The sequence below is a fragment of the Leucobacter sp. USCH14 genome (assembly GCF_037619215.1).
Classification (GTDB): domain Bacteria; phylum Actinomycetota; class Actinomycetes; order Actinomycetales; family Microbacteriaceae; genus Leucobacter.
On sequence record NZ_JAQPZP010000001.1, the window covers coordinates 36,520 to 58,487 of the forward strand.

Annotated in this window: 21 protein-coding genes; 12 read left to right on the forward strand and 9 right to left on the reverse strand. The window is 67.8% G+C overall.

Translation table 11 applies throughout. From position 1 onward, the window contains the following. From PQI23_RS00180 to PQI23_RS00190, 3 genes are all read right to left on the reverse strand, one after another. Nucleotides 1-846, reverse strand: coding sequence for an ABC transporter permease (locus tag PQI23_RS00180; protein ID WP_339970542.1), 846 nt, complete (start codon nucleotides 844-846; stop codon nucleotides 1-3). A 96-nt stretch (nucleotides 847-942) separates the two neighbouring features. Then, nucleotides 943-2,079: an ABC transporter substrate-binding protein gene (locus tag PQI23_RS00185; RefSeq protein WP_339970543.1), complete on the reverse strand. Its 1,137-nt coding sequence runs from the start codon at nucleotides 2,077-2,079 to the stop codon at nucleotides 943-945. A 179-nt stretch (nucleotides 2,080-2,258) separates the two neighbouring features. Further along, on the reverse strand, nucleotides 2,259-3,221 hold the full coding sequence (locus PQI23_RS00190; RefSeq protein ID WP_339970545.1) for a cation diffusion facilitator family transporter: 963 nt from the start codon (nucleotides 3,219-3,221) through the stop codon (nucleotides 2,259-2,261). A 209-nt stretch (nucleotides 3,222-3,430) separates the two neighbouring features. Between PQI23_RS00190 and proC the strand changes: the two genes are divergently transcribed. Continuing rightward, nucleotides 3,431-4,243 carry a pyrroline-5-carboxylate reductase gene (proC, locus tag PQI23_RS00195; RefSeq protein ID WP_445238393.1) on the forward strand — a complete coding sequence of 271 codons (813 nt, stop codon included), beginning with the start codon at nucleotides 3,431-3,433 and terminating at the stop codon, nucleotides 4,241-4,243. A 4-nt stretch (nucleotides 4,244-4,247) separates the two neighbouring features. Here the strand turns inward: proC and PQI23_RS00200 are convergent, their stop codons facing one another. After that, nucleotides 4,248-4,913: a potassium channel family protein gene (locus PQI23_RS00200; RefSeq protein ID WP_339970549.1), complete on the reverse strand. Its 666-nt coding sequence runs from the start codon at nucleotides 4,911-4,913 to the stop codon at nucleotides 4,248-4,250. Then, nucleotides 4,906-6,279 (reverse strand): TrkH family potassium uptake protein, encoded by a 1,374-nt coding sequence (locus PQI23_RS00205; RefSeq protein ID WP_339971133.1) that lies wholly within the window; start codon nucleotides 6,277-6,279, stop codon nucleotides 4,906-4,908. Before PQI23_RS00205 ends, PQI23_RS00200 begins: the two co-directional genes overlap by 8 nt. A 224-nt stretch (nucleotides 6,280-6,503) precedes the next feature. On the opposite strand from PQI23_RS00205, the gene PQI23_RS00210 reads away from it, so the two are divergent. The 4 genes from PQI23_RS00210 to PQI23_RS00225 all read left to right on the forward strand — a co-directional run bounded on the left by PQI23_RS00210 (nucleotide 6,504) and on the right by PQI23_RS00225 (nucleotide 7,945). Next, nucleotides 6,504-6,968: an ArsR/SmtB family transcription factor gene (locus tag PQI23_RS00210; RefSeq protein WP_339970551.1), complete on the forward strand. Its 465-nt coding sequence runs from the start codon at nucleotides 6,504-6,506 to the stop codon at nucleotides 6,966-6,968. A gap of 116 nt (nucleotides 6,969-7,084) precedes the next feature. Then, the gene (locus PQI23_RS00215; protein ID WP_005504750.1) at nucleotides 7,085-7,183 is read left to right on the forward strand and encodes a 30S ribosomal protein bS22; all 99 of its coding nucleotides are present in this window, start codon (nucleotides 7,085-7,087) and stop codon (nucleotides 7,181-7,183) included. 115 nt (nucleotides 7,184-7,298) lie between these two features. Beyond that, complete coding sequence (locus tag PQI23_RS00220) at nucleotides 7,299-7,592, forward strand: glutaredoxin family protein (protein WP_339970553.1); 294 nt, start codon at nucleotides 7,299-7,301, stop codon at nucleotides 7,590-7,592. Nucleotides 7,593-7,642: 50 nt separating this feature from the next. Next, entirely contained in the window at nucleotides 7,643-7,945 is a 303-nt protein-coding gene (locus PQI23_RS00225; RefSeq protein WP_339970555.1) for a Dabb family protein, read from the forward strand. A 35-nt stretch (nucleotides 7,946-7,980) separates the two neighbouring features. Here the strand turns inward: PQI23_RS00225 and PQI23_RS00230 are convergent, their stop codons facing one another. Both PQI23_RS00230 and PQI23_RS00235 read right to left on the reverse strand, forming a co-directional pair. Beyond that, a complete protein-coding gene (locus PQI23_RS00230) occupies nucleotides 7,981-9,312 on the reverse strand; it encodes a flavin-containing monooxygenase (protein ID WP_339970557.1) in 1,332 nt (443 codons plus the stop codon). Nucleotides 9,313-9,528: 216 nt separating this feature from the next. Then, nucleotides 9,529-10,440 (reverse strand): LysR family transcriptional regulator, encoded by a 912-nt coding sequence (locus PQI23_RS00235; protein ID WP_339970559.1) that lies wholly within the window; start codon nucleotides 10,438-10,440, stop codon nucleotides 9,529-9,531. A 160-nt stretch (nucleotides 10,441-10,600) separates the two neighbouring features. Between PQI23_RS00235 and PQI23_RS00240 the strand changes: the two genes are divergently transcribed. From PQI23_RS00240 to PQI23_RS00265, 6 genes are all read left to right on the forward strand, one after another. Continuing rightward, complete coding sequence (locus PQI23_RS00240) at nucleotides 10,601-11,023, forward strand: RidA family protein (protein ID WP_339970561.1); 423 nt, start codon at nucleotides 10,601-10,603, stop codon at nucleotides 11,021-11,023. 4 nt (nucleotides 11,024-11,027) lie between these two features. Further along, nucleotides 11,028-11,705: a DUF1028 domain-containing protein gene (locus tag PQI23_RS00245; RefSeq protein ID WP_339970563.1), complete on the forward strand. Its 678-nt coding sequence runs from the start codon at nucleotides 11,028-11,030 to the stop codon at nucleotides 11,703-11,705. After that, nucleotides 11,698-12,846 (forward strand): M20 family metallopeptidase, encoded by a 1,149-nt coding sequence (locus PQI23_RS00250; RefSeq protein WP_339970565.1) that lies wholly within the window; start codon nucleotides 11,698-11,700, stop codon nucleotides 12,844-12,846. The genes PQI23_RS00245 and PQI23_RS00250 overlap by 8 nt, the downstream gene beginning before the upstream one ends. Nucleotides 12,847-12,900: 54 nt before the next feature. Beyond that, nucleotides 12,901-14,391 (forward strand): aldehyde dehydrogenase family protein, encoded by a 1,491-nt coding sequence (locus PQI23_RS00255; protein ID WP_339970567.1) that lies wholly within the window; start codon nucleotides 12,901-12,903, stop codon nucleotides 14,389-14,391. 149 nt (nucleotides 14,392-14,540) lie between these two features. Next, nucleotides 14,541-15,977: an aspartate aminotransferase family protein gene (locus PQI23_RS00260; protein WP_339970569.1), complete on the forward strand. Its 1,437-nt coding sequence runs from the start codon at nucleotides 14,541-14,543 to the stop codon at nucleotides 15,975-15,977. Between the two features lie 144 nt (nucleotides 15,978-16,121). Further along, nucleotides 16,122-17,534 carry a purine-cytosine permease family protein gene (locus PQI23_RS00265; RefSeq protein ID WP_339970571.1) on the forward strand — a complete coding sequence of 471 codons (1,413 nt, stop codon included), beginning with the start codon at nucleotides 16,122-16,124 and terminating at the stop codon, nucleotides 17,532-17,534. A 31-nt stretch (nucleotides 17,535-17,565) separates the two neighbouring features. Here the strand turns inward: PQI23_RS00265 and PQI23_RS00270 are convergent, their stop codons facing one another. Together PQI23_RS00270 and PQI23_RS00275 are read right to left on the reverse strand one after the other, a co-directional pair. Next, nucleotides 17,566-18,702 (reverse strand): FAD-dependent oxidoreductase, encoded by a 1,137-nt coding sequence (locus PQI23_RS00270; protein ID WP_339970573.1) that lies wholly within the window; start codon nucleotides 18,700-18,702, stop codon nucleotides 17,566-17,568. Further along, on the reverse strand, nucleotides 18,699-20,588 hold the full coding sequence (locus PQI23_RS00275) for an FAD/NAD(P)-binding protein (protein ID WP_339970575.1): 1,890 nt from the start codon (nucleotides 20,586-20,588) through the stop codon (nucleotides 18,699-18,701). Before PQI23_RS00275 ends, PQI23_RS00270 begins: the two co-directional genes overlap by 4 nt. Nucleotides 20,589-20,763: 175 nt before the next feature. On the opposite strand from PQI23_RS00275, the gene PQI23_RS00280 reads away from it, so the two are divergent. Beyond that, entirely contained in the window at nucleotides 20,764-21,918 is a 1,155-nt protein-coding gene (locus PQI23_RS00280; RefSeq protein WP_339970576.1) for an ABC transporter substrate-binding protein, read from the forward strand. Nucleotides 21,919-21,968: the final 50 nt, after the last annotated feature.

Consider the following 21,968-nt stretch of genomic DNA (forward strand, 5'->3'; position numbering starts at 1 on the left):
TCACCGCTGCCACCGCCCCGCCCGCGCCATGAGTCTGCCGTAGGCGAGCATCACGACGGTCATCACGATGATCATGCCGAGGGCGAGCACACCGGCCGATGCGGAGTTCGATCCGCCGGTCTCCCCGATCAGCGCGGCCCGGATCTGCAGCGGAACGATCTGCGAGCCCTGGCTGATGAGCGCCGCCGCGGTCGCGTACGACGAGAACGCATTCGCGAACAGCAGCAGGAGCGAACCGAGGAACGCGGGGGCGAGCACGGGGAGCCCGACGCGCCACCAGTAGCTGAAGCTGCTCCCGCCGAGGGTCGCGACCGCTTCCGCCCACCCCGGTTTCAGGGCGACGACCGCCGGCAAGAAGGTGATGACCATGAGCGGTACCTGGAAGTAGACGTAGGGGAGGATGAGGCCCGGGAGTTCGTACAACCAGACGCCCTCCGCGTAGATGTCGGTGCCGAGGCGTTCGCGCAGCACGACCGTGACGAGACCTTGAATGCCGATCGTCGCCACGAAGGCGAATGCGAGCATGACGCCTCCGAACTGGGCGAGTACCGAGCTCGCGGCATCGATGACGCGGCGCAGGGGGCCGTGCTCGGGCAGCGCGGCGAGCGCCCAGCAGAGGATCGCGCCGATCACGGCGCCGATGACGGCGGTGACGACGCTGATCCACACGCTCGCGCCGAACGCGCTGAGCGTCGCCGGGGCTGCGAGCACCTGGAGGTTCGCGAGGGTGAACCCCCGGTCGTCGGTGAAGCCGCTGCCCACGGCGAGCACGGTGGGTACGGCGAGGAAGAGCAGGATGTACACGGTGAACGGGGCGAGCCCGATCACCGAGGCGAGACGTTTCACGTGGGCTCCGGAACGGTCGGCCGAGAGGGGGGATGAGGGGCGCAGACGCACGCGTGCGGTGGGGGCGGCTCGCGCCCCCACCGCACGGATCCTGCGTTACTTGATCGCGTCGGCCCAGCGCTCGGCGAGGAGCGTGTTCGCCGCAGCGGTGTCGTCTTCGGTCGGCGTGATCCAGTCGTCGCTGCTCGTGCCGAACGTCGCGGCCTCGAGCAGGGACTCGTCGACGGAGCCGGCTTCCTGCAGCGCATCGGCGCGTACCGGAACGGCGTTCGCCTCGAGGAACAGCGTCTGCACCTCGTCCGAGAAGATCCACTCCTGCCACAGGCGGGCTGCGGCGGGGTTCGGCGCGTCCTTGTTGATGGCCTCGTTGTAGAACGAGACGTAGGCCGGGCCCTCGAGCACCGTGGTCTCCCAGCTGGGCTTGTCGGCGGCGGCCGCGATGTTGTTGAACGACCAGTCGAAGACGAGGGGGGTCTCGCCCGAGGCGATCGTTGCGGGCGTCGGGTCGACGGTCAGCAGGTTGCCCGCGTCGCGCAGCTCGCCGACGAAGTCGACGCCGGGGCCGAAGTCGTCGACTCCGCCGCCGTTCAGTGAGGAGATCGAGCCGACCGCGGCGAACGCGGCGCCGGCCTGGGTCGGGTCGCCGTTGAGCACGACCGAGCCCTTGTAGTCGGCGCCCAGCAGGTCGTCGAGCGCCTTCGGCTCGGAGAGCTTGTCGGAGTCGTACCCGATCGACATGATGCCCGAGTAGTTGTTCACCCAGAGGCCGGTCGGCTCCTTGTTGCCCTCGGGAATGTCGTCCCAGGTCTCCACCTGGTACGGGGCGAACTTGTCGACGTTCTCGAGCGCCACCGCGCTGCCGAGGTCGAAGACGTCGGGCGCGGTGTCCTGCCCCTGCAGGTTGTCCGCGGCCTGGATCTCCTCGGCGCTCGACGCGTCGGGTGAGGCCGAATTGACGGTGATGCCGTACTTGTCCTCGAAGCCGGTGATGATCTTGCCGTAGTTGGCCCAGGTCTCGGGAAGCGCGATGACGTTGAGCTCGCCCTCCTCCTGAGCGGCGGCGACGAGCGCATCCATGCCGCCGAAGTCTTCGGCGCTGGTGGCGGTGGCGGCGTCGGTCGACGAGGTCGAGCCGCCCTCGGCGTTGCTCGCCGTGGAGCAGGCTGCCAGCGAGCCGCCCATGAGCAGGGCGGTGATAACGGCGGCGGAGCGCAGAATAGCGCGAGAGGTCACGGGTGTTCCTTCCAACGTATGGGTGCGGATCGCCGGGAGGCGCGTGCGGACTCGCCCCGTGAACGGGCGGCCGATCCGAGACCCCACGCTAGAAGTACGCGGTGGCCGGGAAGGAGCGGTGCGGTTGCTGTCGGGTGAACGGTGCGTGCACCGGAAGCGGTGCGCGCAGGTCGCCGATGTCAGTCGCTCGAGAGCATGACGATGGAGCTCGTCGAGGGCGTGTCGGCGTTGGGATCCAGGTACACGTCGGGCTCGATGTAGATGACGCGAGCGGCAGGCACCGCTTCGCGCACGCGACGCTCGGCGAGGTTGATGATGACGGAGACCTCGTTCATCGTCCTCTCCGGCGCGATGTCGATCTTCGCGCCGACCATGAACTCATCGGGGCCGAGGTAGAGGGTCTTCATGTGGATGATGCGATTGACGTCCTGCGACTTGAGAAGCGCGGCCTCGATCTTCGCGACGTCGTCGTCGTTCGCTCCCTCGCCGACGAGCAGGCTCTTCACCTCGATGCCGAGCACGATGGCGACGGCGACGAGCAGCACGCCGATGGCTACGGTGGCGATGCCGTCGAAGAGGCCGTTGCCGGTGAGCACGGTCAGGCCGACGCCGATGAAGGCGAACACGAGGCCGAGCAGCGCGGCGAGATCCTCGAGCAGCACCACGGGCAGCTCGGGCGCCTTGGAGCGGCGGATGAACTGGAACCAGCTCGACGTGCCCTTGTGCGGTCGGCTCTCGCGAATGGCCGTGCGCAGCGAGAAGCTCTCGAGCACGATTGCGATGGCCAGCACGAGGAGGGGAAGCCACCACACCTCGAGGGCGTGCGGGTGCTGAATCTTCGAGACGCCCTCGTACACCGAGAACACTCCACCGATCGAGAAGAGCACGATGGCGACGACGAAGGCGTAGACGTAGCGCACGCGACCGTGGCCGAACGGGTGCTCCTTGTCCGCCTTCTGCTGCGCGCGCTTGCCGCCGACGAGCAGCAGCACCTGGTTGCCCGAGTCGGCGAGGGAGTGCACGCCCTCCGCGAGCATCGAGGAGGATCCCGAGAACGCCCACGCGATGAACTTCGTCACCGCGATTCCCAGATTGGCGAGTAGTGCCGCGATGATCGCCTTGCTGCCGCCTGTCGCGCTCATGTCAGATGCCTCCCGTGATGGACCTCGAGTGCCCGAATCGCTGGCCCAAGTCTATGCCGGAGGTCCATTCGAACGGGCGCGGAACCGGACAAGGTCGACGCCCGCATTCTGTCGGAGGTGCTCCATACACTGGGGTGATGGACGAAACGACTCCCGCACGTACTCCGAATGCCGCTGCCTCCGACGCTTCCCGCCTTCCCCGCACCGCGATGATCGGAGTCGGGTCGATGGGGGGCGCGATCCTCGCGGGGCTCCGCGCACCCGACGTCGACATCGCACTGCCGATCACCGTCACCACGAAGTCCGAGGCGAGTGCGCGGTCCTTCGCGGGTGCGAGCGACGTGGTGGCGCTGTCGTCGGAGGGGGAGCCGGAGGCGAACCGGCGTGCGGTACGCGGTGCTGAACTCGTCGTGCTCGGCGTGAAGCCCTGGATGGTGCGCGATGTCGTGCGCGAGATCGCGGGCGACCTGGAACCGGGGGCCGTCGTGGTGAGCGTCGCCGCGGGCGTGCCCAGTGCAGCGATCGAGGCCGAGCTGCCCGAGGGGGTGCCGGTGGTGCGGGCGATGCCGAACACGCCGTCGACCATCGGGCTCGGGGCGACGGGGATCGCGGGCGGGTCGTCCGCGTCGGAGTCGGACGTCGCCCTCGTGCAGCGCCTGTTCGCGACCGTGGGTGAGGCGCTGATCGTGCGCGAGGATCAGATCAACGCCGTCGCGGCGGTCTCGGGGTCGGGCCCCGCCTACCTGTTCCTGTACGCGGAGGAGATGACTGCGGCGGCGGAGCGCGCCGGGTTCGACGAGGATCAGGCCCGCACGCTCGTCAAGCAGACGATCGTGGGGGCGGCCCAGCTCTGGGCGCACAGCGCGGAGACGCCGGAGACACTGCGCCGCAACGTCACGAGCCCCAAGGGCACGACGGAGCAGGCGGTTCTGGAGCTGCAGGGCGGAGGATGGGCCGACCTCTTCGATCGAGCGCTCGCCGCGAACGTCCGCCGCTCCGAGGAGATCGAACGAGGGGAGTGATCGCCTAGCCGATCGCGGCGAAGCGCTCGACGTCCGCGGCCGTACCGCTCACGATGATGAGATCGTGCCGCGAGACGACCGTGTCCTGCGTGGCGTGCGTGAAGGGCTGGCCCGGCGTCTTCACGCCGACGACGGTGACCCGGTAGCGGGTGCGCACCCCGCTCTCGCTGAGCGAGCGGCCCCGGATGGACCGCGGCGGGTACATCTTCGCGATGACGTAGTTGTCGTCGAACTGGATGAAGTCGAGCATGCTGCCGCTCAGCAGGTGCGCGACCCGCTCGCCCGCCTCGCGCTCCGGGTAGATGACGTGGTGCACGCCGATGCGCTCGAGGATCTTGCCGTGCGAGATCGAGATCGCCTTCGCCCAGATCTGCGGCACCCCCAGATCGACGAGATTCGCCGCGATCAGCACGCTCGACTCGATCGACGCACCGGTGGCGACCACGGCGATCTGGAACTCGTCGGCGCCGATCTGCTTGAGCGCCTCCATGGAGCGCGCATCGGCCTGCACCGCGTGCGTGACGCGGTCGGCCCACTTCTGCACCAGGCCCGAATCGGTGTCGACGACGAGCACCTCGCGATCCTGACGATCGAGCTGCCCCGCGGTGGCAGCACCGAAGCGCCCGAGACCGATGACGATCACCGGGGCGTCACTGCGAATATCAACCAACGATCGGCCTTTCTTCAGGGAGGCGGAACATGCGGGAGCGGCTCGTCGCCGCGACGGCCGCCGCCAGCGTAACGGTTCCGACACGGCCTGCCCACATGGTAGCCGCGAGAATGTACTTGCCGGGGTCGTCGAGCTCGCCCGACAGCCCGGTCGACAACCCGCAGGTGCCGAAGGCGGAGATCACCTCGAACAGCACGATGTCGAGGGGCTCGCCGGTGAGATGCATGATGGCGACCGAGGCGGCGAGCACGATCGTCGCCCCCCAGATGAGCACGGAGACGGCCACGCGCAGCACCTCATTGGGGATGCGGCGGTCGAACGCCTGCATGTCCTTGTAGCCGCGCGCTTCGGCATACGCCGCGAGGAACAGCACGGCGATCGTCGTGACCTTGATGCCGCCCGCGGTCGACGCGGAGCCGCCGCCGACGAACATGAGCATGTCGATCACGAGCAGCGTCGACCCGTTCATGTCGGTGGGGTCCATCACGCCGAGCCCGCCCGAGCGCGTCATCACCGACATGTACACCGAGCTGAAGAGCGTGTCCCCCAGATCCTGGGAGCCGAGTGTGCGGGTGTTGTTGTATTCGAGAGCCGCGATCGCGATCCACCCGAAGACCACGAAGAGGAGCGTCGTGGTCAACGTCAGCTTGGCGTGGAGCCCGAGCCGTTTGTGCGCCCGCCAGCCGCCGCCCACGACGTATCGGTAGAGCGCGAAGATCACCGGGAAGCCGATGCTGCCGAGGAAGACGCCGACGGCGAGCACGCTGAGCAGGTAGGTGTCCGTCGCGAACGGCTCCAACCCTCCCGGCAGCGGCACGAAGCCGGTATTCGTGAACGCCGAGGCGGCGAGGTAGAACCCGTTCCAGAGCGCGTGCCAGAAGTCGTATCCTTCGGCGACGAGGCGGGGCGTGATGAACGCGGTGAGGGCGAGCTCGATCACGACCAGGCTCGTCGCGACCGCTGCGAGCAGGCCGCCGATCTCGCCGAGCCCGACGGCTTGGCTCTCGGACACGTCGCGGCCCATGCGCATCGGGTTCGTGTCGCCCGCGGCGAGCAGGCGCGAGCGCAGGCCGAGCCGGCGGGTGACCGTGAGGCCCAGGATGCTCGCGAGGGTGAGCACGCCGATGCCGCCGATCTGCAGGCCGCCGAGGATCAGCAGATCTCCGAAGAGCGACCAGTGCGTCGCCATGTCGACCGTCGAGAGACCCGTGACGCAGATGGCGGAGACTGCCGTGAAGAGCGCATCGGCGAGCGGGGTCATCTCGTTCGTGCGGCTCGCGATCGGCAGGGAGAGCAGCGCCGTCCAGAGCAGGATCAATCCCGTGAACACCAGCAGCGCGACACGTGCGGGTGACGAGTGGATCATGCTTCCGATCCACGACTTCAGCGAGAGCAATCCGGTGAATCGGAAGCTCGCAGCGCGTGTCCTCACGACTCCTGCTTTCGGGCGATGACGAGAACCGAGAGTCGTTGCCGCCCCGATTCGATGCTGTCTCATGCTACACACGCCCGGCGTCCTGCGCGTAAGCGGGTCGTGCGCAGCGCGGGGACCGAGCACGAAGCGCGACTGCTCCGACTACTCTGGTGCCTATGCCAGATATCTTCGGAGTCATCGCCGACGCCACGCGGCGCGACATTCTGCAGGCTCTGCTCGAGAAGCACGTGCAGAGCGCTGAGATGAGCGTGTCAGAGATCGTCGGCCGGCTCGGCATCAGTCAGCCCACGGTGTCGAAGCACCTGAAGGTGCTGCGCGAGGCCGAGCTGGTGGTCGTGCGCGAGGACGGCCAGCATCGCTTCTACTCGCTCGACCCCGAGCCGCTCGAGATGATCGAGGACTTCGTGATCCCGTTCCTCTCCGCGGGGTTCGAGACGGAGGTGACGGTGGAGTACCTCTCCGAAGACGGCGAGCGCGTGCAGGGGCCCCACGAGTCCGACGAGTTCGACGAGGTGCTTCCCGAAGAGGCGACCGCGGCCGCGGAGCGGATCGGACGCGCCGCGGCCCGCGCCGAGCACCGGGTGAAGGAGCTCGTCGCGCGCTTCAAACTGCGCGGATGATCCGGGCTCGCGCGGTCGCTCGAGCCGCTCGGTTCGCATCTGCGAGCGACGCCAGCTAAGATGTATGTTTTATGGGCCCCGACTCCCAGCGGCCCGAGAGACGTTGTGAGGTTAATGTGGGTTCAGTAATCAAGAAGCGTCGCAAGCGCATGTCGAAGAAGAAGCACCGCAAGCTGCTTCGTAAGACGCGTCACCAGCGCCGCAACAAGAAGTGATCGGTGCCGTCGCGAGACGGCTGGCCGATGAGGGGCGCCGATCCATCACGGATCGGCGCCTTTCCCATGCCCGGAATGTGCTGCGGTGCTTCAGGGCCCGTAGACTCGGAGCATCATGTCCGCGGTACGCCTGACTCTCATCGGCAAGCCGGGCTGCCATCTCTGCGATGACGCCCGTCGGGCTATCGACGAGGTGCGCGAGCGACTCGATGCCGCAGGCGTCGCGACGGCCTACGAGGAGCTCGATATCACGCAGGACCGGGCGCTCGCCGAGGTGCACGCCGAGCACATTCCCGTGGTGCAGATCGATGGGCGTCGGCATGCGATCTGGCGCGTCGATCCGGATCGCCTCGCCGCCGCCGCGACGAAGGCCGCCCGCAACCCCCTGCGCGCCCTGCGTCGCCGGTAGCCGGCTGCGGATCTCACCGTTCATTCACACCCGAGCACCGAGGAGCACTCATGGCACTGCGCCACATCGTCAGCTGGAAGTTCGCCGGAGAGACCCGGGAGGAGCGCGATGCGCACGCCGCTCGGGCGATCGCCGCGATCGAACCGCTCAGGGATCTCGTGCCCTCCGTCCGGGCGCTCTCGGTGCACCGCAATGAGCTGTTCGACGGTGCGAACTACGATGTGACGCTGATCGCCGACTTCGACGACGAGGCGGGCCTCGCCGAGTACGCCTCGCACCCCGACCACCTGCCGGTGATCGACCTCATGAAGGGCATCACCACGGCGCGGGCGGCGAGCGACTTCACCGTCTGAGCGTCGGGCCGCGGCGGTTCCGACACGTCGAGCTCCTATCCGGCGTAAGCGATCTCCGCTGAGTGCCGCCCGCTCGGCAGCGCCCCGGCCTCGGCGTCGGCGGCGTACGAATTGCCCTCGTACGCGACGTAGCCGCGCTGAATCTCGATCTGATCGGCGAGGTACTTCGCATCGTGCCAGACGCCCCAGATGAAGCTCGAGCCGCGGCGCGACTGCCACGGAATGCCGAGGAAGTAGACGCCCGGCTCGACCGAGACGCCGCGCTGCTGCAGGGGGCGGCCGCGTTCGTCGAATGCGTCGACCTCGAGCCATGAGTAGTCGACCGTGAAGCCGGTAGCCCACACGATCGAGGTGATCCCTGAAGCGCCGAGGTCGAGTTCGAGGATGGGATTCGCAACGCACTCCGGCGTCGGCCCGAACTCGCGCGCCTCGGGCTCTTCGGGCAGGTCGAGACCGTTGCGTTCGATGTACGCATCGGCCTCGTCGAGCAGTGACAAGTAGTTGTCATCGCCGCGTGCGATGTTCGCCGCGAGGTCGGGGCCGAAGCGGAGCACGCCGTCCGAGAACGCGTTCGCGCGGCCGACCAGCGTGATTCCCGACGCGGCCAGCTCGCGGAAGTCGATGGTACGACCGCCATTCGCGCCGCTGACCGCGATCGTGACGTGCTCCGCGCCCTGCGGCGGGGCCGAGGCCTCCCACTTGCCGAGCACGCCCAGCCACCAGACGAAGTTTCGTCCGCGGTAGCGCTGGGGCGGGCGGTCGTGAGGCCCTACGGCGAGCACGACATCGCGGCCGGATCGCCGCAGCTCGTCCGCGATCTGCACTCCGGAGGAACCGGCGCCGACGACGAGCACGCCGCCCTCCGGCAGCTGCTCCGGGTTGCGGTATTCGCTCGAGTGGATCTGGCGCACGCCCGCATCCGCCGGCACGATCGGGGGGATGGACGGGTTCTGGAACGCACCGGTCGCCGCCACCACGTAGCGTGCCCGGATCGTTCCGGCCGATGTCTCCGCGAGGAAGCCGGGCTCGCCCGACGCTTTGCGGACACTCGTGACTTCGACGCCGGTGCGGATCGGAAGCTCGAAACGCTCCGCGTACTCCTCGAAGTACGCGGCCACGCGCTCCTTCGGTGCGAACGCGTCGGGGTCGACACCCGTGAACTCCATCCCGGGAAAACGATCGTGCCAGGCGGGTCCGTTGGCGACGAGCGAGTCCCACCTCTCTGTGCGCCAGCGCTCGGCGATGCGATGCCGCTCGAGCACAAGGTGCGAGATACCCCGTTGCGACAGATGTTCACTCATGGCTACCCCGGCCTGGCCGGCGCCGACGACGAGGACTTCAGTGACCTCGATTTGCTGGCTCGTCATACGTAACTTCTCCACTCGCATCGCTTCGCTGCTGACGCGTTTCGGGCGGAACGCCCCGAGACGCTCCGAGCAGCAGTGCCGCCCGGGTGCCTCTCAGACAACCTCACGACGTGAGCATCTGGCCAATACACGTTCGCGGTGCATTCGATCGGTGCAGTAGATCGAGACGATGAAGAGCATCGAATTTGGGGATGCCAAGTGAACTCGGCGTGCGTGCTACGCCGGGGAGAACAGCGCGCCGATCGCCTGCTCGACGGCTCGTGCCCGGCTCGACCGCCGCACCTGAGCGAGAGACGACACCTCCATCGTGAGGCCCGCCGCGTCATCCGAGATCTCGACGGCGGCGATCTCGGCCCCGGCGTACGTCTGCGCGGTGCGCGGGCGCTGGTTGAGGATGGAGAAGCCGAGGCCCATCGCCACCATCGAACGAACGGTCTCGTAGCTCGTGCTCCGGTACCGGAGATTCGGGGTGATGCCGGCGTCCGTGAGAATACGCACGAAGTAATCGCTGCTGCTGGGCAGGTCGAGCAGCACGAACGGCTCATCGGCGAGTTCCGCGAGTGCGATTCGCTCGCGTGAGGCGAGCGGGTGGGAGCGCGCGAGGATCACGTGGGGCCGGAACTCCGCGACCATGGTGTTCTCGATGCCGTCGCCGCTCGGGAGATCGTAGGTGACGGCGAGTTCGGCGCTGCCGTCGCGAAGTGCGGCGAGGCACTCCGAGTGATCCCCCTCCAGCACGATGACGTCGAGACCGGGATGCGTCTCGCGCAGCGAGCTGAGCAACCGCGGCAGCACGAATGGTGCGAGCGTTTTGAAGCAGGCGACGGTGATGGACCCGTGCACGTCGCGTTGATCGGACCTGATCGAGTCGATCGTGTCGGTGAGCGTTGCAAACAGGTGATGGCTGTCCCGGAGCAGCGTCTCTCCGGCGCTCGTGAGAATGAGCCCTTTGGAGTGCTGCCGAATGAACAGGGAGGCGCCCAGAGAGCGCTCGAGCTGCGTGATCGCCGTCGAAACGGCCGATTGCGCCACATGCAGTTCCGCACTGGCCGCCGTCATGTTGAGGGTTCTCGCGCACTCGGCGAAGTACACGAGCTGCGTGAGCGTGATCGGGAATCGCTGCACCATCGCGGGCCTCCTCGCTCGAGCAGGCGCCGGGCGTCGCTCGTCTTCGTCGATCTGATCGACAGATACGGTAGGTAACTTTTAGCTATTTTACAGATACTCCAATCGCTCGAAGAATAGTCAACAGCCGAGCGCGAAAGCGCCACTCGACGAGGAGGATCCTGTGACGGAAACGACGCACGTGCGCCTGCGCAAGTTCAACACGAGAGAGACGTACCCCGAGCAGAATCTCGACAATGATCTCTGCCAGGCAGTCGTCGCCGGCGGCGTGGTCTATCTGCGCGGGCAGATCGGTCAGGATCTCGATACCCGGGAGTCGGTCGGCATCGGAGATGTCGTCGCGCAGACCGAGCAGGCGATGTCCAACATCAAGATGCTGCTCGACGAGGCGGGGAGCCGCCTCGAGGACATCGTGAAAGTCACCATCTACATCATCGATCCGCGCTACCGCGAAGACGTGTACCGCACTGTCGGCAGGTGGCTGGCAGGCGTCTATCCCGTCTCGACCGGCATCGTCGTGCAGGCGCTCGCTCGGCCCGAATGGCTGGTGGAGATCGACGCGACCGCCGTGCTCAGCGAGCGGTGAGCGGATGACCTTCTCACTGCTGCTGCGCGATCCCTTCTCCGGAGAGTTCGGATCGGCCATCTCGTCATCGTCCCCCGCTGTTGCCGCGCGGTGCGTGAATCTCGCCGACGGCATCGGCGGAGCGCACTCGCAGAACGTCACCGACCCGCGGCTCGGGCATCGCATCATCGAGCGGCTCCGTGCAGGTGCCACGGCTTCGGAGGCGCTCTCAGCCGTGGTAGCCGCCGCCGACGAGACCTCGATCGAATACCGCCAACTGCTCGTGCTCGATGCCGACGGCCGAACCGCGGTGCACTCGGGGGAGCGGGCGCTCGGAATCTTCGGAGCGATGGAGCGCGAGAACGCGGTCGCCGGCGGCAATATGCTGGCCAGCCTCGACGTGCTCGACGCTCTGGTCGAGACGGCGCTGAGGTCGCAGGGCACGATCGAGGAGCGGCTGCTCGCAGCGCTCCGGGCAGCGGTCGCCGCGGGCGGTGAAGCCGGACCCGTGCATTCGGCCGGAATCTCCGTCGTCGCGCATGCCGGTTGGCGGGTCACGGATCTCCGGGTGGACTGGTCCGGCGACCCGATCACCGAGCTCGGACGCGCGCTCGACGAATGGTTGCCGCAGCGCGACGCTTACGTGAATCGCGGGCTGAACCCGGCCGCCGCACCGTCGTACGGGGTTCCCGGAGATGAGTGATGCGCTGAAGCAGCGGATCGTCGTGCAGCGCGAGCTGATCGACGCCGACCTCATCGCGCTGTCGACCCGCCTGCACGGAGATCCCGAACTCGGCTGGCAGGAGCATCGCTCATCGACAGCTGTCGCTGCACTGCTCGCGTCTCACGGGTTCATGGTCGAGCAACCGTATCTCGGCCTCGACACCGCGTTTCGAGCAGCGCTCGGCGATCCGGAGTCGGCCGGCTTCACTGTAGGGTTTCTCGCCGAGTACGATGCCCTTCCCGGGCTCGGCCACGCGTGCGGGCACAATCTGATCGCCGCGATGTCAGCGGGGGCCGCGATGGGGCTGGCAGCGGTCGCCGATGAGCTCGGGATCGCCGTCGAGGTGATCGGCACGCCCGCCGAGGAGGGCGGAGGCGGCAAGATCGAGCTGCTGGAGCGCGGGGCGTTCACCGAACTCGACTTCGCACTCATGGCGCATCCGGCGCCCGTCGATGTCGTCGAGGCGCGCCCGTTCGCCGTCGCGCACTGGCACGTGCAGTTCGACGGAGTAGCGGCGCACGCCGCCGCCTACCCCGAGCGCGGGGTCAACGCGAACGATGCGTTCATCATCGCCCAGACCGCGATCGCGCTGCTGCGCCAACAGCTCCCCTCCGGCGTGCGAGTGCATGGTGTGCAGACTCGCGGGGGCGAAGCGCCGAACGCGATCCCCGAGCGCACGGAGGGGCGCTGGTACGTGCGCGCCGAGACGATGGAACAGCTGCTCGCGCTCGAATCGCGAGTGCTGCGGTGCTTCGAGGCCGGCGCACTCGCCTCCGGCGCGAAGCTCACCGTCACCCCGGAGAGCAAGCGATACGCCGAGATGCGCACCGACGCGGAGGCACTCGAGATCTACCGAACCAACGCCGTCGCACTCGGCCGCAACTTCGACGTCCCGCCCGAGGCGGCCACGATGAATCGGGCCTCGACCGATATGGGCAACGTGTCAGCGGTCGTCGATGCGATCCACCCCTACATCGGAGTCGGCGGCACGGCGTCGAACCACCAGCCGGCCTTCGCCGATGCGTGCGTCGGTCCGGTCGCCGAACAGACGCTTCGCGACGGCGCCACCGCACTCGCCTGGACGGCGCTCGACGTCGCTCGCGCGCGCATTCGGACCTGATCCATCGCACGTACACCCGAGGCCGAGGCCCGGAATCGCCGAGAAGAGAGAGACATGACTCGCACACTTGCACAGTGGCAGGCAGCCGCAAACGCACTGAAATTCGACGGACGACCGGTGATCGACGGCGCCCGAGTCGGTGCGAGCTCCGGGGAGACCATCACGAAGACCAATCCGGCGACGGGCACCGTGATCTCGGAGATCCACGCATGCACCGATGCCGATGTCGACGCCGCCGTCGCCTCGGCGCGGAACGCATACGAGTCCGGGGCGTGGTCGCGGGCGGGTGTCGGCCATCGACGCGAGCGCCTGCTCGAACTGGCGCGACTGATCGAGGAGCGGGCAGATGAATTCGCGCTCTACGACTCGCTCGACATGGGAAAGCCCGTGCGCGAGTCGGCGTCGATCGACGCGCCGGGGTCGGCTGCGCTCTACCGCTTCTACGGTGAGGCGATCGAGAAGCAGGAGGATCTGATTCCGGTCACGCCTCCGGGGTCGACCGCGCTGGTGACGCGAGAGGCACTCGGCGTCATCGCGGTGATCGTGGCGTGGAACTACCCGCTCGAGATCGCCACGTGGAAGCTCGCGCCGGCGCTCGCTGCAGGGAACTCGGTCGTGATCAAGCCGCCGGTGGAGGCCTCGCACTCCACGCTCCTGCTCGCGGAACTTGCCGTCGAAGCCGGCATCCCCGCTGGCGTGCTGAACGTCGTGACCGGTCGCGGATCCACCGTGGGCCGTGCGCTCGCACTCCACGAGAACATCGATATGCTCGCGTTCACCGGTTCGACCGAAGTCGCCAAGCAGTTGCAGCAGTATGCCGGGCAGTCCAACATGAAGCGACTAGCGCTCGAGGCCGGGGGCAAGAGCTCGAATCTGATCTTCGCCGACTGCGACGATCTGCGCACCGCAGCTGAGAAAGCCGCATTCGGCAGCTTCTACAACCAGGGCGAAGTCTGCTCGGCGAACTCCCGCATCTTCGTCGAGCGGGAGGTGTACGAGGAGTTTCTCGCCCTCTATGCGGAGGCGGCTCGCGCCTACGCGCCGGGCGACCCGCTGGATCCGGCGTCGGGAATCGGATCGCTCGTTTCAGAGCGGCACGCCGATGACGTGTGGGCGACGATCGAGCGTGCGCGCAGCGATGGCAGGATCGCCGCGGGTGGCACCCGGCCCGAGATCAACGGCTCGCGCGCCTTCATCGAGCCGACGATCGTGACCGACGTGCCGGCCGACCACGAGGTGCACACGCGGGAGATCTTCGGACCCGTCGCTGTCGTGACGCCATTCGATTCGGAGGATGAGGCGATTGCACGTGCGAATGAAACGCCGTTCGGTCTCGCGGCCTCGCTCTGGACGGGAAGTCTCTCGCGTGCGCATCGGGTGTCGCAGCGTCTCGTTGCCGGCACCGTCTCGGTCAACACTGTCGATGCCCTCGGCTTCACCACCCCCTTCGGCGGGTTCAAACAGTCGGGCTTCGGGCGCGACCTCTCGGTGCACGCGCTCGAGAACTACACCGACTACAAGACGACGTGGCTGCAGTGGGGGTGACGGGCGAGTGATACCGACCGTCGCGCCTCCATCACTTCACTCGATGTAGATCACATCGAAAGACTATTTTACCGATTGATCGCCCGCTGGAACACTGGGAACAGACACGGATCTCACCCAGTCACCGCCGACTGAAAGGACCACAGAACATGACGCTGCAGCCCGAGACCATCGAGGAGCGCACCCCCGCGGCCGACCTGCCGAGTGGCATCGCCGAGATCGCGAAGCGCCACCTCGTGATGAACTTCACCCCCGCCAGCAAGTATCGCGACGATGAACTGCCGGTCTTCGTGCGAGGCGAGCACTGCTCCGTCTTCGACGAGAGCGGCCGGCGCTTCTTCGACGGGCTCGCGGGCCTCTTCTGCGTGCAACTCGGATACACCCACGGTGCCGAGGTCGGCGAGGCGGTGCGCGAGCAGCTCGCCACACTGCCGTATCAGACGACGTGGAGCGTCACGCACCCGCCGGCAGCCCTCTTGGCGCAGAAGATCGCCGAACTCGCGCCCGGAGACCTGAACCGCGTTTTCTTCGCGTCGGGTGGCGGCGAATCGAATGAAGCCGCCATCAAGCTCGCCCGTCAGTACCACATCACCCGCGGGGACCACGCCCGGTACAAGTTCATCGCCCGACGCGTCGCTTACCACGGCACGAGCTTCGGTGCGATGTCGCTGAACGGCATGACCGACGTGCGCAAGATGTTCGAGCCGCTCATGAACGGAGTGCGGCACACCCACAACACGAAGCGGTACCGTCGGCCCGAGAGCGAGACCGCGGCGCAGACCACCGAGTTCCTGCTCGGCGAGCTCGAGTCGCTGATCGTGCAGGAGGGCGCGGATACGATCGCGGCGCTCATCATGGAGCCGTTGCAGAACGCCGGGGGAAGCCTCACGCCGCCCACGCCCGAGTACTTCACCGGTGTGCGCGAGCTGTGCGACAGGTACGGCATCCTGCTCATCGCCGACGAGGTGATCACCGGGTACGGCCGCCTCGGAGCATGGTTCGGATCGACGCACTACGGGTTCCAACCCGACATGATCACGTTCGCCAAGGGCATCGCGTCGGCCTACATGCCGCTCGGCGGCGTGATCGCGAGCGACCGGATCATCGAGACCGTACTCGACGGGCCCGTCGGCATGTTCAACCATGCGCTGACGTACGGCGGCCACCCGGTCGCCTGCGCGGCGGCGCTGAAGAACCTCGAGATCATGGAGCGCGAGGGCGTCGTCGAGAACGTCGCAACCCTGAGCCCGTATCTCGGTGAGAAGCTCGACGAAGTCGCGACGAAGCACGCCAAGATCGTCGGCGACCTGCGCGGCGACGGCTTCCATCGCAGCTTCGAACTGGTGACCGATCACGGGGCGAAGCGGTGGGCCGCCGAGGCGCTCTCCGCAGGGGACTTCGTCAGCGGGTATCTGAACCCGGCGCTCGCCGAAGTCGGACTCATCTGCCGTGTCGCGATCGACGCAGAAGGCAATCCGCTCGTGCAGGTGTCGCCCCCGCTCGTGATGACGCGCGAGGACATCGACGAGCTCGCGTCACTGCTCGATCGGGCCTTCGCCACCGCCTCCGACAGCGCGGGCCTCTAGGCGCTGCGCTCTCGGGTGGCTCGGAGGGAGCATCGCTGCGGATGCTCCCTCCGAGCCGCCCTCCCCGCCTCCCGCTGTTCGCGGGCGGCGACCCTGTGCTGCTCGGGACGCTCCCCGCGCGGCGAAGCCTCAAAGGAGAGAACCATGACGCAGGAACCACCCGTCGTCACGAGAACATTCGTGCGATTCGAGCAGCAGCACATCATGCCCATTCCCGAGAACGAGCGCACGGGCACGAACTGGTCGCTCTTCGCGATCTGGGTCGGCCTCAACATGATGCCTCTCACCGTGGTCACCGGCGCCGTGGCCAGTGGTGCCTACGGCCTTCCCATCGGCTGGAGCATCGTCGCGATTCTCGCGGGGAACGTGATCGGGGCCTTCGGCTCGGCGCTGCACGCTTCGCAGGGACCCCACCTCGGCATCCCGCAGATGCTGCAGGCCCGCGCTCAGTTCGGCTATCTCGGTGCGAGCCTCTTCGCGCTGATCGCCTTCGTGATGTTCATGGGCTTCTTCGCGAGCATCCTGATCGTCGCGAAAGACGCGCTCGCCGCGGTGTTCCCCGATTTCAACGGGACGCTCGCGATCCTGCTGTTCGCAGCGATCGGGATCGTGCTCTGCGTCTTCGGCTACGACCTGCTGCGCAAGACGATGGTGTGGCTGTCGATCGTGATCGCGGTGGCAGTCACCGTGTCGATGATCATGTTCTGGACGAAGCCGGAGGTGACCACCCAACGAGCAGAAGCCGCGTTCACCTACGAGGGCTTCTTCGCGATGCTCGCGATCGGCATCGTCTGGCAGCTCGCGTACGCGCCGTACGTCTCTGATTACTCACGCTACCTGCCGAAGACGACGGGCCCCAAGACGGCCTTCTGGAGCACGTATCTGGGCCTCGTCGTCAGTTCGGTGTTCGTGATGACGCTGGGCGTGCTGCTCGGCGCCGCGAACCCGGAGAATCCGCTCGCGGCACTTGGCGACTTCCTCGGCCCGGTCGGCATGATCGTGCTCATCATCTTCGCGGTGAGTTCGGCGCTCATCAACGGCGTCGAGCTGTACTCGGCCGTGATGAACGCGCTGACCGTCATGCAGTCGAACTTCAAGACCGTCATCACTTCGGCAACACGGGTGTGGACGACGGTTGCGTGCGGGGTTCTCGCTACTCTGATCGCGATTCTGGGTCAGGGTGACTTCATGACCATGTTCGAGAGCTTCCTGACCCTGCTGCTGTACGTGCTGATTCCATGGTCGGCGATCAACCTCGCCGACTACTTCATCGTGCAGAAGGGGCACTACGCGGTTGCGGATCTCTTCGATCCGACGGGTGGCCGCTACGGCAAATGGAACGCGGTGGGGCTCTCGAGCTACGGGATCGGACTTCTCGCACAGGTCCCGTTCATGATCACGCCTCTGTTCACCGGCCCGCTCGCGGGGCCCCTGCAGGGCATCGATATCGCTTGGCTGATCGGCTTCGCCGTGACAGCGGTGGTGTATCTGCTGCTCGTGCGGCGCCGCGGCACCCGCGACGCGCTCCCCGCCGAGCGCGAACCAGCGTCTGCTTGAGGACGGGGCCGGAGCGTCGCGCCGACGACTGCTACGCGGCGGCGTGCGCGGCCAGTCGGAAGAACTCCGGCGGCGTCGCGCGCCCCGTCGCCGCATCGGCCAGCACCCCGCCGATCGCCGGCGTGAACTTGAACCCGTGCCCTGAGAACCCCGCGCCGACCGTGATCGGCCCGACCGTGTCGAGGATGAACTTCCCCGACACGGTCGAGGTGTAGGTGCAGCTGATCTCGGCCGGTGTGTCGGGGTCGAGCCCCGGGAACCACTCGGAGACGTAGCGTCGCAGCCGTTCGCGCTGCGCCTCGCTCGCGCGGAACGTGCGGTCGTCGGGGTCGACGACGTCGCCGACCTTGTGGAAGCCGACCTTGATCCCTTCACCGGGGCTCGGCATCCCGTAGACGGGGGCGCCGAATTCAGCCTCCAGCTCGGGCGGCAGCATGTGATTGAACGACGGCCAGGCGAGCGAGGCGGATCGCGGCGCGAAGTGCGCCGGGTGCTCCTCGGTGACGACGAGTGCGGGCAGGTCGATCAGGTCGCCGAGCAGCGACTCCGTCCACGCGCCCGCGGCGACGGTGACGTGGTCGGCGGCGAGTTCCCGCTCGGAGCCGTCGGCGGCCCGCGCGGTCACCCGCACGCCCGAACCGTCTGCGCGCGGCTCGATGCGCAGCACCCGCTCGCCCCGCTCGACGATCGCCCCACTGCGGATCGCCGCCGCTTCGAGCGCTCCGAGGGCACGGGCAGCGTGCACGATGCCGGCCTCCTTGCTGAACAGCGCGTCGCCCGCGAACCGCATGCCCGCCCACCGCCGACTCGCCTCGTCGGTGCTGAGCAGGGAGACCGCCGCGCCGCGCGCGACGAGCGCATCGTGCGCGGCCGTCACCACGTCGGAGTCGCCATGCGTCACGAGTCCGTGCAGGCCGAGCAGCTCGGTGCGCGACTCCGCTTCGAGCGCGCGCCACAGCGTCACGGCCTCGTCGAAGAGATCGAGATACTCCGCCTCCGCATAGGCGTTGTTGAGGTTGCGCGTCGAGCCGTGCGAGGCGCCTCGAGTGTGATGAGCGCCGAAGCGCTCGAGCAGGCGAACGCTCGCGCCGCGCGACGCGAGCTGCCACGTGGCGGCGAGGCCCATGGCGCCGCCCCCGATCACGATGTGGGTGGTGTGCGTGGTCACGCGGCCTCCTCGGCGGTACGGTGCACTCGTGCACGGGTTCGGGCGAGCATCGACTCGACCGCGGCATCGATCTCGCGGAGCACGGAGGATCGAGTCCCCGGAATCGGCGCGATGATCGTGAAGCGTCTGATGGCCTCGTGCAGTGGCCCGACCGAGTGCAGCCCCGCGGTCGGAGCGCCGGAAGCGCCGACGAGCGCGCTATCGGCCTCGGCGATCTCCAAGGTGGCCGGTTCGCCGGGCGCCGTTCCCGCCCAGATGCGCGCCAATCCGTCGTCGAGCAGACCGTCGATCAGCGGGTCACCCAGCCGCTCCGCGTCGGGCAGGTTCAGAAAGGCTTCGGCCACGCGGTCGACGTGTGACAGGGGCTCTGCCGACAGCGAGTGGTGCACCGCGCGACCCGTCTGGTCGGCGCGCACCGTGAAGCCGGGGCCAGCGAAGCGCACGACACCGGCGCGGTGCGCAGCGAGTAGCTGCTCGACTCGGAAGAGCGGGGGGCCGCTGCCGATCAGTCCGGCGAGGAAGAGGTAGCGGCGCAGGTCGTCAGAGCTCGCAGCGGCGGTGCCTCCGAAATCGGTGAGTGGGATGATCGAGGCGCGCGCCGCTTGGAACACGTGGAGTGCTCGCTTCCACGGGCTGCGCAGCCCCAGGGCGGCTTCCGCGGCGTCATCCGCGATGCGCTCGGCGATCTCGTGATCCAGCGCTTCGGCATCGCGTGAGGCGAACGGCGCGAGCACGGCCGCCGCATCGAAGCGCCGAACGGCCGCGTCGAGCGATGCGTCCTCGAGTTCGCGCCAGTGGGCGGAGCCGGTACCGTCGGGCGGAGCCTGCAACGCGTCGAGCAGGGTGCGCGGGTCCGCCCGGTAGGCGTCCGGGTGCAGCTCGGACAATGCACGGTGGTACTCGGCCGCGGCATCTCGCTCGATGAGCGGAAGCACGTCGACCGCGAAATCGAGCGGGCGGCGACCGACGAGCTGCGGGATCGCGGCATGGAGGGCGGAGAGACGGGCCCTCGGCGGCACCGCGCCGAAGTCCGGCTTCGCGAGAAACGGCAGGCCGCTGCGCGAGCCGGCGATGAGCGACGGCTCGCGTCCGCTCGCGCGGTACTCGAGCGCGCCGGGCCGTGTCGGTGCGCTCGCCGGAATGTACGCGCCGCCGCGTTCCTCGGTGACGAGGCTGAGCAGATCGGTGAATCCCATCCCCATGCCGTGCACGGCGACGCGGTCGCCCGGAGCGATCCGCTCGATGCGCTGATCGATCGGGTTCTCGGACGGCACGTCGGTCGAAGCGCTCCCGCAATGCGTGCGGGGCACCCATCCCAGCGCGAGCAGCACGGTGTCGGCCATGATGGTCGTCGGCGTCGCTGCGGGCGGGGCGAGCGGGACTGGGTCGAGCGCGATCCGGAAGACGTCGGCTTCGACCGCAATGCGTCTCGCGCTTGCCGCGTGCACCGTCAGTGTGACCTGCGGCGGCAGCGATTTCGCGAAGCGCCGATGCGCCCAACGGAGGTAGTGCCCGTACAGGGAGCGCGATGGGGTGCTCCAGGGAAGCGTCAGCGCCGCGGCGTCGTGCACCCACTCGGACTCGACGGCGATATCTCCGGCGGCGACTCCAGCGCACCAGGACGCGAAGTCGGGGCCGGGAAACGGCGCGCTGAACGCAAGCGTCGCGTCGTCGAACACCGTCGAGTGCGCGGGCACGGTGTTCATCACGAGGGATCGCGGTTGTCCATCGCGCCAGATTCTGCCCGATCCCGGCGGAAAGGGGTCGATGACGTGGATGTCGAGTGGATCCGCCGGAGGCGCAGCAATCACCCGGGCGGCGATGCGTCCCAGCGCTGCGGTACCGCGAACTCCGGCGCCGACGATCGCGATAGCGGGAGAGTGCATACTGCACGGTATCTCACTCCCCGCGGCGATCGGCAACTCGCGACCGAACCACAGCTTGCGTGATGTGTAACATTAGTTAATCTTCGGAGTCGCATCGAAGCGCTCTGACACACTGAACGGGTTACCGGCGCCGCAACCCTGTACGCCGTGGTCGTTGGAAAGAGGAGAATTCGCCATGTCATCACGTTTTTGGAGGGTCGCCGCGCTCGGCGCCGTCGCCGCGCTCTCGCTCGGCCTGGCGGCGTGCTCCTCGAACGGGGGCGCGGGCGAAGGCGGAGGTGCGTCGAGCGATCCGATCAAGTTCGGTGTTGCGCTACCGGATACGGGGAACTCGGCTCAGTACGGCGAGTACTTCCGCCAGGGGCTCGATCTCGCGCTCGAGCAGATCAACGACGACGGCGGCATCGGCGGGCGCTCGGTCGAGCTCGTGTACGAGGACACGCAGGCGGACCCGGCGCAGGCGCCGCAGGTGGCGCAGAAGTTCGTCGATGACGAGTCGATCCTCGCTGTGCTGGGCGACTTCGGCACCCCGGCCACCTCGGCCGCGAGCCAGATCTATCAGGATTCGGGTCTCGTGCAATTCGCGTTCTCCGCCTCGGGCCCCGATGTCACCGACCCGGGCGACTTCGTCTTCGCCACCTGGGTCTCCCAGGAGTTCGAGGCCCCCCGCCTCGCCGCGTTCGCGGCAGAGACGGGGACGTCGGCCGCCGTCTTTTACCACGACACCGACTGGGGCCAGGAGACGTACGGCTTCTTCCAGGAGGGCGAGGAGGAGTCGGGGCTCGAGGAGGTCTACTCGACCGCCTACGATCCTGAGAGCACCGACTTCCGCCCGCTTCTGCTCGCAGCCAAGGCCGAGAATCCCGAGGTCATCGTGCTGATCTCGTACGCCGCCGACGGCGCGCTGATCACGAGCCAGGCCCGCGAGCTCGGCATCGACACCCCGATCGTGGGTATCAGCTCGATTTACAATCAGCAGTTCATCGACCTCGCCGGCGAGGCGGCCGAGGGCGTGCAGACGCTCAGCTACTTCACGCCCGAGAACGATGATCCCGAGGTGCAGCAGTTCATCGCAGACTTCGAAGCGGCCACGGGCGAGGTCACTCCGAGCGACTACGCGATCCGCGCCTACGACGCGTTGAACGCGGTCGCTCAGGGAGCTGAGCGCGCCGACGAGCTGACGCGCCAGGGTCTGCGCGACGCGCTCGACGACGGCGAACCGTTCACGTCGGTGCTCTACGGCGAGTACCGCCTCGACGACACCCGCCGTGTCAGCGACGCCGAACAGTTCCCGCTCGTCATCGCGGACGGCGCCTTCACCCTCAAGTAAGCCCCTCGCACCTCGGAGCGGCGTCTTCACGGACGCCGCTCCCGCATGTT

What these genes read in the sequence shown, in the direction of transcription:
- PQI23_RS00220 (WP_339970553.1), top strand. Translation starts at nt 7,299, where the DNA reads ATGTCCGCGGTACGCCTGACTCTCATCGGCAAGCCGGGCTGCCATCTC.
- PQI23_RS00250 (WP_339970565.1), top strand. Translation starts at nt 11,698, where the DNA reads ATGAGTGATGCGCTGAAGCAGCGGATCGTCGTGCAGCGCGAGCTGATC.
- PQI23_RS00235 (WP_339970559.1), bottom strand. Translation starts at nt 10,440, where the DNA reads ATGGTGCAGCGATTCCCGATCACGCTCACGCAGCTCGTGTACTTCGCC.
- PQI23_RS00205 (WP_339971133.1), bottom strand. Translation starts at nt 6,279, where the DNA reads ATGATCCACTCGTCACCCGCACGTGTCGCGCTGCTGGTGTTCACGGGA.
- PQI23_RS00190 (WP_339970545.1), bottom strand. Translation starts at nt 3,221, where the DNA reads ATGAGCGCGACAGGCGGCAGCAAGGCGATCATCGCGGCACTACTCGCC.
- PQI23_RS00255 (WP_339970567.1), top strand. Translation starts at nt 12,901, where the DNA reads ATGACTCGCACACTTGCACAGTGGCAGGCAGCCGCAAACGCACTGAAA.
- proC (WP_445238393.1), top strand. Translation starts at nt 3,431, where the DNA reads ATGATCGGAGTCGGGTCGATGGGGGGCGCGATCCTCGCGGGGCTCCGC.
- PQI23_RS00260 (WP_339970569.1), top strand. Translation starts at nt 14,541, where the DNA reads ATGACGCTGCAGCCCGAGACCATCGAGGAGCGCACCCCCGCGGCCGAC.
- PQI23_RS00275 (WP_339970575.1), bottom strand. Translation starts at nt 20,588, where the DNA reads ATGCACTCTCCCGCTATCGCGATCGTCGGCGCCGGAGTTCGCGGTACC.
- PQI23_RS00265 (WP_339970571.1), top strand. Translation starts at nt 16,122, where the DNA reads ATGACGCAGGAACCACCCGTCGTCACGAGAACATTCGTGCGATTCGAG.
- PQI23_RS00210 (WP_339970551.1), top strand. Translation starts at nt 6,504, where the DNA reads ATGCCAGATATCTTCGGAGTCATCGCCGACGCCACGCGGCGCGACATT.
- PQI23_RS00225 (WP_339970555.1), top strand. Translation starts at nt 7,643, where the DNA reads ATGGCACTGCGCCACATCGTCAGCTGGAAGTTCGCCGGAGAGACCCGG.
- PQI23_RS00280 (WP_339970576.1), top strand. Translation starts at nt 20,764, where the DNA reads ATGTCATCACGTTTTTGGAGGGTCGCCGCGCTCGGCGCCGTCGCCGCG.
- PQI23_RS00245 (WP_339970563.1), top strand. Translation starts at nt 11,028, where the DNA reads ATGACCTTCTCACTGCTGCTGCGCGATCCCTTCTCCGGAGAGTTCGGA.
- PQI23_RS00230 (WP_339970557.1), bottom strand. Translation starts at nt 9,312, where the DNA reads ATGACGAGCCAGCAAATCGAGGTCACTGAAGTCCTCGTCGTCGGCGCC.